This window comes from Rhodococcus sp. EPR-157 (assembly GCF_001647195.1).
In the GTDB taxonomy this organism is placed as follows: Bacteria; Actinomycetota; Actinomycetes; order Mycobacteriales; family Mycobacteriaceae; genus Rhodococcoides.
The window spans coordinates 1-10,343 of record NZ_LVCV01000071.1 but is presented as its reverse complement, the minus strand read 5'-3'; the positions used below and the strand labels follow the sequence as shown (position 1 = coordinate 10,343).

Genomic DNA, 10,343 nt, shown 5'->3' with positions numbered 1-10,343 from the left:
GAGATCTGGACGACACCACGCCGGCCGCAGCCAGGATCTCGCGCACAGCCGATATTTCACCCTCGGTAGGCATGGACAGTTCATGGTCGACTGCGTCGGGACTGATCGCCATCGGTGACTCCGTTCAAAGTGTTGTGCCGCAACGATACCCGTATTTCCTACGTCTGTAGGGAATAATGAACGTATTTTGTTACGTACTGATTCGCATCGGGTTAACTACCCTGCAACCTTGGGGCAGACGCGACGTACCAAGTCGCCCACGCTTGAATGGAACACCACGGAAGGTGGTGAACGAGATGCCCAAGAAGGTCGATCACGACGAGCGTCGACGTGAAATCGTCGGTGCCGTCTGGCGATTGCTGGCCAGTCGCGGGTTGTCGGCGCTGAGCATGCGCGCCATCGCCGAGGAAGCCGGCTACGCCAACGGAGTGCTCGCCTACTACTTCGCGAACAAGGACGAAGTCCTACAGGTCGCGTACGAGCACGTCTATCACGCGACCAACGGGCGCGTCGAGGGCAAGAGCGGCGACGCCCGCGGAATGGATGCACTTCGCGTCCTTTGTCGCGAGATCCTCCCCTTGAACGAGGAGAGCTTGCTGGAGGCACGGATTGCCACGAGTTTGTGGCAGCGGGCGATGTACGACCCTGTGATCGGCCGGATCAACATCGACGCCTGGGACGACTGGCGGGCGCGGATCACAGGATTTCTCCAGCAAGCCCACGACGACGGCGACATCCGCGATACGGACGTCGCCGTGGCCGCCGACAGGGTGTTGTCGATGCTGATGGGAGTACAGGTCATGGCTGTGCTGAATCCCGACGCGATGACGGAGTCCCACCAAGTGCGCATGCTCGACGATTGCATCAGTGAACTCCAACAGAAGTGAACTCCAACAGAAGTGAACTCCAACAGAAGTGAGCTCGAACAGACCGTCGATTCACCCGAACGGTGACGGCGTGAGAGTGTACTTGGTCTGCAGGTATTCGTGGATCCCCTCGGCTCCACCTTCGCGACCGAGACCGGACATCTTCCACCCGCCGAACGGCGCGGCTGCATTGGACACGACTCCGACGTTGAGACCCATCATTCCGGTGTGCAGCCGCTCGATCATGCGCTGTCCACGACTGAAGTCCTCGGTATACACGTAGGAGACCAGTCCGTACTCGGTATCGTTCGCAAGCGCCACGGCCTCGTCCTCGGTGTCGAAAGTCGAGATGGCTAGAACAGGTCCGAAGATCTCTTCGCGCAGGATGTCGCTACCGGGTGCCACATCGGTCAAGACTGTCGGCGCATAGAAGGTGCCAGTGCGCTCGATCGCGGCGCCGCCGGTGGCGACGGTCGCTCCGCGCTGCACGGCATCGCTGACCAGGTCGTCGGCCTTGGTAACAGCCTTGGCGTCGATGAGAGGTCCGATCGTGACGCCATCCTCGGTGCCGCGCCCGACCTTGAAACCGTCGACTCTTTCAGTGACCCTACGGGCGAATTCCTGCGCAATCGAGGTGTGCACGATGAACCGGTTGGCTGCCGTGCACGCCTGGCCGATGTTGCGAAACTTGGCTGCGATGGCGCCGTCGACGGCTTTGCCCAGGGCGGCATCGCCGAAGACGACGAACGGTGCGTTTCCGCCCAGTTCCATCGACGTGCGCAGCACTCCGGTCGCAGCCTGGCGCATCAGGCTCTGACCGACCGGAGTGGAGCCGGTGAACGACAACTTGCGCAATCGCGGGTCGGCAATGATCGGTTCGGACAAAGCAGATGACGACGACGTCGTGACCACATTGACCACGCCGTCGGGAAGACCGGCCTCCTGCAGAATCTTCACCAGCAGCAAGGTCGTCAGCGGCGTCAACGCCGCCGGCTTCACGACGACTGTGCAGCCGGCGGCGAGGGCGGGCGCAATCTTACGAGTGGCCATGGCCAAGGGAAAGTTCCACGGAGTGATGAGGAAACAAGGCCCGACCGGATGCTGAGTGACGAACATTCTGCCGGTGTTCTCCGGGTTCGGGCCGTACCGTCCCTGAATTCGACTGGCCTCCTCGCTGAACCAACGCAGAAATTCGCTTCCGTACGCGACCTCTCCCCTGGCTTCGGCCAGCGGCTTCCCCATTTCGATCGTCATCAGCAGTGCGAAATCTTCGCGACGTTCCTGCAGCAGGTCGAATGCTCGGCGCAGAACCTCGGCGCGCCGACGCGCAGGAGTAGCAGCCCACGAGTCGGCAGCCATGACAGCCGCATCGAGTGCTGCCATGCCGTCGGCCGGGGTGGCGTCGGCGATCTCGCGGATGACCTCCCCCGTTGCAGGATCGTGAACGGAAAGAGTCGCGTTCGACGACGACGGACGCCACGATCCACCGATGAAGAGGCCATCTGGGACCGAGTTCAGTAGTTCGGTCTCGCGGTCGGTCATACCAATTCCTTTGCGTTGGAGGTGTTCTCCGGCAACATGTTCGCGGCGAAGAAGTCTGCCAGCTCTTCGGTCGCACCGAGTGGGAGTACCTGCGCGACGTACTGGTCCGGCCTGACGACGACGATCGCCCCGTCGCGGTCGATTCCGCGTTCGTCGAATATGTCGACAACTGGATCCGTGGCATAGACCTTCTCGTAGTCGACCAGTCCGAACGGGCCGCCTCGAGGAAGGAAGATCGAGGGAACCCCGCCGAGATCGACCGAGGTGTGGGCTTGCTGATACACGACTTTGATGTCGAATCTGCTGTCGCCGTCGGTCCCGATGGGTGTGTAGCGAACAACCGGCGATTCGGGGGACTCCTTCAACCAGTCGGCCAGCTCGTCCAGTGCCGGACTGGAGGGATGGGAGCCTGCCGCCGCAGAATCGGCGAACACGTAGATCCGCCAGCGTCCATCTGCGCGGTGGTGATGACCGAGGTGCACCGGATTGGCGTCGCACACCCGTACGACAGGGACAGACTTGAAACGCTTGCCGAGCGTGAATCCGATTGCCAGGTCTTGATGCGCGGCGCCGCCGATGATCATCGACTGCTCGTACTGGGTCATGAAGCCCGCCGGGAATTCAGCAGTCTTGACGTAGAACTCCTCGAGCTCCGACGGGTTGTCGAAGTCCTCGGGTCGCTTCGCCATCATTGTCGACCATTCTCTGTCGAAGTCGATCAAGTTCTGCGCGATGACCTGCCGCTCGGCGGTATAGGTCGCCAGCAGGCTTTCCGGGCTGCGACCTTCGAGCACGTGACCGAGCTTCCACCCGAGGTTGAACCCGTCCTGCATGGACACGTTCATGCCCTGACCGGCTTTCGCGCTGTGGGTATGGCACGCATCGCCGGTGATGAACACGTGCGGCATACGGGTGCCCACCTCGTCTGCCGGTACGTCGTCGAACCGGTCGGTGACCCGGTGCCCTACCTCGTACACGCTGTGCCAGGCGACATCCCTCACGTCCAGGGTGTACGGGTGCATGATCTCGTTCGCCTGAGCGATGATGTCCTCGATGCTCGTCTTGCGGACGTTTCCGTTGTCGTCCTCGGCGACCTCACCAAGATCGACGTACATCCGGAACAGGTGACCGCCTTCGCGCGGGATGTGCAGGATGCTGCCGCCGGAGCCTGACTGTATCGCGCACTTGGTTCTGATATCGGGGAAGTCCGTGACAGCGAGCACGTCCATGACCCCCCACGCGTGAAATGCTCTGTCCCCGATCGGCGTACATCCGATGGTGTCGCGGACGGCACTGCGCGCGCCGTCGGATCCCACGACATACTTCGCACGCACGGTGCGCAACTGGCCTGCCGAATCGCCGCCTGTGCGCTTCAGAGTGACTGTGACCGGATACTCGCCTTCCCCTACCTGCAGCGTGCAGAACTCGTACCCGAAATCAGGCTTCATGCGAGTGGGCGCGTTCGCCATGACCTCGGCGAAGTAGTCGAGGACGCGTGCTTGGTTGACGATCAGGTGCGGGAACTCGCTGATCCCGGTTGCATCGTCCGGGGTTCGCGCTGCGCGTACGATCTTCGTGGAATCGTTCGGATCCGGCTTCCAGAAGGCCATTTCGGTGATTCGGTACGCCTCGTCGGTGATGCGGTCCGCGAACCCGAAAGCTTGAAACGTCTCGACGCTCCGCGCCTGGATTCCGTCGGCCTGCCCGATGGCAAGTCGACCTGTCCGCTTCTCGATGATTCGTGTTGTCACCGAGGGGAATTGGGAGAGTTGCGCGGCCGTCATCATTCCCGCTGGGCCGGTGCCCACGATGAGGACATCGACCTCGTCGGGCAGTTCCTCGGGTCGGTCGATACCGGTTCCGGCTGCGTTCGCGATGCGTGGGTCACCCGAAACGTAGCCGTGGTGGTGAAATTGCATTGTCAGACCTGTGCCAATCCTCTAATCGGGCTTACTGATTGTTCTCTTTCATGATCCGGACCCAGGGGAATACCGCTGCGATCGCGCAACAGCGCGGTGGCCACGAGACTGCAGAGAACCATCACCACGAGGTAGATGGTGACCGCGGTCGTCGTTCCAGTGGCGCGGACGAGTGCCGCGGCGATCGTCGGGGCGAACGCGCCGCCGACGATGGCGCCGATCGCATAGGAAATCGACACTCCCGAGAACCGCACCGACGCCGGAAACAGCTCCGCGTACAGCGCTGCCTGGGGGCCATAGGTGAATCCGAGCCCGATGGTGGTGAGAACCAGTCCGAGCAGCAGAACCCATACGCTGCCGGTGTTTACCAGGGTGAACAAAGGAATCAGAGCGGCGATCAGCAGAAGCCAGCCGACGAGATAAGTCGACCGACGACCGATGCGGTCACTCACCCACGCACCGATCCAGGTGAAAACCAGCCAACTCACAGCTGATCCCGCCACTGCCCACAGAACAGGACCGCGATCGAGTCCTACCGGGCCGTCGGGATTGGTGGCGTAGTTCTGGATGTAGCCACCCGTTGTCATGTATCCGACAGCGCTGTTGCCTGCGAATACCAGCGCCGCGACGATGACGAGCTTCCAATGACTGCGGAAGAGTTCGACGATCGGTGTCTTCGTCTGTTCCTTGCGCTCGGCGATCTCGAGAAACACCGGACTTTCCTCGACGCGCCGACGAATGTAGTGGCCGATCAGGATGAGCACGACAGACAGCAGGAACGGAACTCGCCAACCCCACTGCTCGAAGGCATCACCGGGCGCGACGATCGTCATCAGAGCCATGACGCCGGACGCCAGAAGCAATCCCAACGGCACGCCTACCTGCGGTGAGGCCCCGTACACGCCCCGCTTGTTGTCGGGGGCGTGCTCGACCGCCATCAGCACAGCACCACCCCATTCTCCGCCTGCCGAGATGCCCTGCAGGATACGGAGAAAGATCAGCAGGATCGGTGCTGCGATTCCTATTGCACCGTAGGTCGGCAGCAAGCCCACCAGGGTTGTCGCGACGCCCATCATCACCAGCGTCACCATCAGTACGACGCGGCGGCCGTACCTGTCCCCGTAGTGGCCGGCCAAGAAGGCACCGAGCGGCCGGAAGAGAAAGCTGATTCCGACGGTCAGGAACGACAGGATCGTGGCGACACCCGCGCCCGCAGGCCCGAAGAACAGGTTGCCGAACACGAGTCCCGCCGCGGCGGCATAGATGAAGAAGTCGTACCACTCGACGGTCGTTCCCACCACGGCAGCGAAAACGACGCGTCGACGTTCGCGATCTGTGATGTGGCGGCCGTGTTCCGACGGGTGCCGGGGCGGTGCACTCATGGCTACTCCTTGATTGATGCTCTACGCGGTGTCAGAGGGCACGGCGCGGGATCATTGCGATCTGCGTCACTCATCGTATACGATCTGAGATATGATGCAAGGGTTGCTACCAAGGAGGAACATGCACAGCGAAACCCACGCTGCAATCGACACGGCAGCGAACCCTTCACCGACAAGGCCCGGCAAAATCGTTGCGGTGCACCTGAGTTACGCCTCTCGTGCAGATCAGCGCGGTCGCCGACCGGCCCATCCCTCCTACTTCCTCAAGCCGTCCAGTTCCGTGGCAGCCACCGGCGGAACGGTCGAACGGCCCGCAGGCACCGAGCTACTCGCATTCGAGGGCGAGATCGCTCTGATAGTGGGCAAGGCCGCGCACCACGTATCGATCGACGACGCCTGGAGCTACATCGCCGGGGTCACCGGGGCCAACGACTTCGGGGTGTACGACTTGCGGGCGAACGACAAAGGGTCGAACGTCCGATCGAAGGGCCGCGACGGTTACACACCTCTCGGACCACACGTCATCGACGCCGATTCGGTAGACCCGTCCGGGTTGCGACTGCGAACCTGGGTCAATGGTGAGCTCGTCCAGGACGACACCACCGCCGACCTCATCTTCTCGCTCCCACAGCTCATTGCCGACCTGTCCCAGCACTTCACGCTCGAACCGGGCGATGTCATTCTCACCGGCACACCAGCGGGTTCGTCCGTTGTGTCCCCCGGCGACGTCGTCGAGGTCGAGGTCGATGCCCCCGGAGGACAGGCGTCGGGACGACTCGTCACCACGGTCACGCAGGGCACCACACAGTTCGACGCCAGTATCGGGTCCACACCCTCGGTCGACGATGCGCAACGAGCCGACGCGTGGGGTTCGCCGGAGGCTGCGGGCCTGAAGCCGACACCGCGACGCGGCATGGCCGCGGATCTGCGCGAGAAGCTCACTCGCGTACCGGTTGCGGGCCTGTCCGCCCAGCTACGCAAGCGTGGTTTGAACAATGTGTCGATAGATGGAGTACACGCTCTGACTCCAGGCACCAAGATCGTCGGCATCGCCCGCACACTGCGGTTCGTGCCCAATCGCGAGGACCTCTTCGTTTCGCACGGCGGCGGCTACAACGCGCAGAAACGAGCTTTCGACGCAGTTTCCGACGGCGAGATCATCGTGATCGAAGCTCGCGGCGAACTCGGTTCCGGCACGCTCGGTGACATCCTCGCGCTGCGCGCAAAGGCACGTGGCGCGGCCGGCGTCGTCACCGACGGCGGGGTGCGCGATCGCGATGCGGTTGCGGACATCGGTCTGCCGGTATTCGCCGCGACTGCCCATCCCGCGGTTCTCGGCCGACGCCATGTCCCGTGGGACCACGACCTGACCATCGGTTGCGGCGGTGCAACGGTCCAGCCCGGCGACATCATTGTCGGCGACGGGGACGGCGTGATCGTCATTCCTCCTGCTCTGGCAGAAGGTGTCGCCGACGATGCACTCGCACAGGAAGAGCAAGACGCCTGGGTTGCCGATCAGGTCGCCGCAGGACACGCTCTCGACGGCCTGTTTCCACCCAACGACGAGTGGAAGCAGAAGTACGAGTCCTGGCGACAGAACCACGGAGCGCAACGATGAACCAGAGCAAATCGCAGATTGCATACCACTACGTCAAGGAGCGCATCGCGCGCCAGGAGTACACCCCTGGCTATCGCTTGGTTCTCGGTTCCATCGCCAAAGATCTGGACATTAGCGTCGTGCCCGTGCGCGAAGCGATCAGGCAACTCGAGGCCGAGGGGATGGTCACCTTCGAACGCAATGTGGGCGCACATGTCTCGATGGTCGATGACACCGAATACCGCTACAGCATGCAGAGTTTGAGCATTCTGGAGGGTGCGGCCACCGCACTGGCAGCCCGTCGACTCTCCGAGGACGACCTTCGCCACGCCCGCGCGGTGAACGAGCGCATGATCGAATCGCTGCAGGATTTCGACCCCCGTCAATTCACCTCGCTCAATCAGGAGTTCCACAAGATCCTGTTCGCCAAGTGCGTCAATCCCCGCATGGTGACGCTAGTGGAATCCGAATGGGGTCGGCTCGGCCATCTGCGAGCGTCGACCTTCACGTTCGTACCGGGCCGTGCCCACGAATCGGTCCAGGAGCACGAGAACATCGTGCGCCTCATCGAAATCGGAGCGCCACTGGGCGAGATCGAGAAGGCCGCGCGGCGGCATCGATCAGCCACCTTGGACGCCTATTTGATCCACGAGCACCCCGACGAAACTCTCGGCCTACCGGCCTACTGATTCAGACTAGGAGTACGCATGACCGACACCGTTGCCGCCGAGGGACAACACACCGTCCCCGCGGACCTGCCCAGCAAAATCCAGCACTATATCGGCGGACAGTTCGTCGATTCGATCGACGGGGACACCTTCGACGTGTTGGATCCCGTGTCGAACAAGACCTATCTCACGGCCGCGTCCGGCAAGAAGGCCGACATCGACCGTGCCGTGGACGCCGCGACCAAGGCTTTCGCAGAGGGGCCCTGGCCGCGGATGCTGCCCCGCGAACGCTCTCGGATCCTGCATCGCATCGCCGACATCGTCGAGTCTCGCGACGCACGTCTCGCAGAATTGGAGTCGTACGACTCCGGTCTGCCGATCACCCAGGCTCTCGGGCAAGCGCGTCGGGCCGCGGAGAACTTCCGCTTCTTCGCCGACCTGATCGTGGCTCAATCCGACGACACCTACAAGGTGCCGGGCAGACAGATCAACTACGTCAACCGCACCCCCATCGGCGTTGCCGGCCTGATCACTCCATGGAATACACCCTTCATGCTCGAGTCGTGGAAGCTCGGGCCCGCGTTGGCAACCGGCAACACCGTCGTACTCAAGCCGGCGGAGTTCACCCCACTGTCCGCATCTTTGTGGGCCGGCATCTTCGAAGAAGCCGGTCTGCCCGAGGGTGTGTTCAACCTCGTCAACGGCCTCGGCGAGGAAGCAGGCGACGCGCTGGTCAAGCACCCTGGCGTCCCGTTGATTTCCTTCACCGGTGAATCCAGCACCGGGCAGCTGATTTTCGCCAACGCAGCTCCGTTCCTGAAGGGACTGTCGATGGAGCTCGGCGGCAAAAGCCCGGCAGTCGTGTTCGCCGACGCCGATCTCGACGCTGCCGTCGACGCCACCATCTTCGGCGTCTTCTCGCTGAACGGTGAACGCTGCACAGCCGGTAGCCGGATCCTCGTCGAGCGGCCCATCTACGACGAGTTCGTCGAACGCTACGCAGCGCAGGCGAAGCGCATCAACGTCGGCTACCCACACGACCCCGCAACCGAAGTCGGCGCCCTCGTGCACCCCGAACACTACGACAAGGTCATGAGCTACATCGAGATCGGCAAGAACGAGGCACGACTGGTCGCGGGCGGCGGACGGGCCGAGGGCTTCGAGGTGGGCAACTTCGTTGCTCCGACGGTGTTCGCGGACGTCAAGCCCGATGCTCGGATCTTCCAGGAAGAAATCTTCGGCCCCGTCGTCGCGATCACACCGTTCGACAGCGACTCGGAGGCCCTGGAGCTCGCGAACGGTGTCCGCTACGGTCTCGCCGCGTACATCTGGACCAACGATCTCAAACGGGCACACAACTTCTCACAGTCCGTCGAAGCCGGCATGGTCTGGCTGAACTCAAACAACGTCCGCGACCTACGCACGCCCTTCGGTGGCGTCAAGGCATCCGGGCTGGGCCACGAGGGTGGATACCGTTCCATCGACTTCTACACCCAGCAGCAAGCCGTTCACATCACCCTGGGCAAGGTTCACAACCCGACCTTCGGCAAAGCCGACTCCGCACAGCACTGACTCCCTCCCCGACCAAGGACTCTTCTGACATGACCATCACGCCCACCTCTCCGGAGCCTGTTGTGACACAGAGCAATCCAATCCGTTCGACGAACCCTGTGCCTACGCCGAGTGCCACTCCCCCGGACGTACTCCGATGCGCGTACATGGAACTCGTCGTGACCGATCTCGAACGCTCACGCAAGTTCTACGTGGACGTCCTCGACCTCGTCGTCACCGAGGAGGACGAGAACACCGTCTACCTTCGGTCCTTCGAAGAGTTCATCCACCACAACTTGGTGCTGCGCAAGGGCCCTGTCGCCGGAGTTGCCGCATTCTCCTATCGAGTCCGTAGCCCGGCAGAGCTCGACAACGCGGTTGCCTTCTATACCGAACTCGGTTGCCGCGTCGAACGTCGCGCAGAGGGTTTCACCAAGGGAATCGGCGACTCGGTCCGTGTCGAAGATCCGCTCGGCTTCCCGTACGAGTTCTTCTACGACGTCGAACACGTCGAGCGCCTGGCATGGCACTACCACCTCTACACCCCGGGCGCTCTCGTTCGCCTCGATCACTTCAACCAGGTCACTCCCGACGTCCCACGCGCAGTGGGGTACATGGAGGATCTCGGGTTCCGCGTCACGGAGGACATCCAGGACGAAGCCGGGACAACGTATGCCGCGTGGATGCGTCGAAAGTCGACAGTCCACGACACCGCCATGACGGGCGGTGATGGTCCGCGCATGCATCACGTGGCGTTCGCAACCCACGAGAAGCACAACATCATCGCGATCTGCGACAAACTCGGCTCACTGCGCATG

The 10,343-nt window shown here is 62.5% G+C and carries 8 protein-coding genes; 5 read left to right on the top strand and 3 right to left on the bottom strand.

Going from position 1 to position 10,343, the window contains the following annotated elements; genetic code table 11:
• Positions 1-296 precede the first annotated feature (296 nt).
• On the top strand, positions 297-887 hold the full coding sequence (locus tag A2J03_RS03120; RefSeq protein ID WP_068369566.1) for a TetR/AcrR family transcriptional regulator: 591 nt from the start codon (positions 297-299) through the stop codon (positions 885-887).
• 51 nt (positions 888-938) lie between these two features.
• Here A2J03_RS03120 and A2J03_RS03115 read toward each other — a convergent pair whose 3' ends face one another.
• Genes A2J03_RS03115 through A2J03_RS03105 form a run of 3 tightly spaced genes read right to left on the bottom strand, consistent with a single transcriptional unit; the run spans position 939 to position 5,709 of the window.
• Complete coding sequence (locus tag A2J03_RS03115; RefSeq protein ID WP_068369560.1) at positions 939-2,408, bottom strand: NAD-dependent succinate-semialdehyde dehydrogenase; 1,470 nt, start codon at positions 2,406-2,408, stop codon at positions 939-941.
• Entirely contained in the window at positions 2,405-4,327 is a 1,923-nt protein-coding gene (locus A2J03_RS03110) for an FAD-binding monooxygenase (protein ID WP_068369557.1), read from the bottom strand. Before A2J03_RS03110 ends, A2J03_RS03115 begins: the two co-directional genes overlap by 4 nt.
• Before the next feature lie 2 nt (positions 4,328-4,329).
• Positions 4,330-5,709 carry an MFS transporter gene (locus A2J03_RS03105; RefSeq protein ID WP_068369554.1) on the bottom strand — a complete coding sequence of 460 codons (1,380 nt, stop codon included), beginning with the start codon at positions 5,707-5,709 and terminating at the stop codon, positions 4,330-4,332.
• A 121-nt stretch (positions 5,710-5,830) separates the two neighbouring features.
• On the opposite strand from A2J03_RS03105, the gene A2J03_RS03100 reads away from it, so the two are divergent.
• The 4 genes from A2J03_RS03100 to A2J03_RS03085 form a co-directional block, all read left to right on the top strand.
• Positions 5,831-7,327, top strand: coding sequence for a fumarylacetoacetate hydrolase family protein (locus A2J03_RS03100; protein WP_068369552.1), 1,497 nt, complete (start codon positions 5,831-5,833; stop codon positions 7,325-7,327).
• The gene (locus tag A2J03_RS03095) at positions 7,324-7,995 is read left to right on the top strand and encodes a GntR family transcriptional regulator (RefSeq protein WP_068369549.1); all 672 of its coding nucleotides are present in this window, start codon (positions 7,324-7,326) and stop codon (positions 7,993-7,995) included. Before A2J03_RS03100 ends, A2J03_RS03095 begins: the two co-directional genes overlap by 4 nt.
• A gap of 18 nt (positions 7,996-8,013) precedes the next feature.
• A complete protein-coding gene (hpaE, locus tag A2J03_RS03090; protein ID WP_068369546.1) occupies positions 8,014-9,546 on the top strand; it encodes a 5-carboxymethyl-2-hydroxymuconate semialdehyde dehydrogenase in 1,533 nt (510 codons plus the stop codon).
• A 29-nt stretch (positions 9,547-9,575) separates the two neighbouring features.
• Positions 9,576-10,343 (top strand): VOC family protein (locus A2J03_RS03085; RefSeq protein ID WP_068369563.1); only part of this gene is annotated, 768 nt, incomplete at its 3' end.

What these genes read in the sequence shown, in the direction of transcription:
- A2J03_RS03105 (WP_068369554.1), bottom strand. Translation starts at nt 5,709, where the DNA reads ATGAGTGCACCGCCCCGGCACCCGTCGGAACACGGCCGCCACATCACA.
- A2J03_RS03095 (WP_068369549.1), top strand. Translation starts at nt 7,324, where the DNA reads ATGAACCAGAGCAAATCGCAGATTGCATACCACTACGTCAAGGAGCGC.
- A2J03_RS03110 (WP_068369557.1), bottom strand. Translation starts at nt 4,327, where the DNA reads ATGCAATTTCACCACCACGGCTACGTTTCGGGTGACCCACGCATCGCG.
- hpaE (WP_068369546.1), top strand. Translation starts at nt 8,014, where the DNA reads ATGACCGACACCGTTGCCGCCGAGGGACAACACACCGTCCCCGCGGAC.
- A2J03_RS03120 (WP_068369566.1), top strand. Translation starts at nt 297, where the DNA reads ATGCCCAAGAAGGTCGATCACGACGAGCGTCGACGTGAAATCGTCGGT.
- A2J03_RS03100 (WP_068369552.1), top strand. Translation starts at nt 5,831, where the DNA reads ATGCACAGCGAAACCCACGCTGCAATCGACACGGCAGCGAACCCTTCA.
- A2J03_RS03115 (WP_068369560.1), bottom strand. Translation starts at nt 2,408, where the DNA reads ATGACCGACCGCGAGACCGAACTACTGAACTCGGTCCCAGATGGCCTC.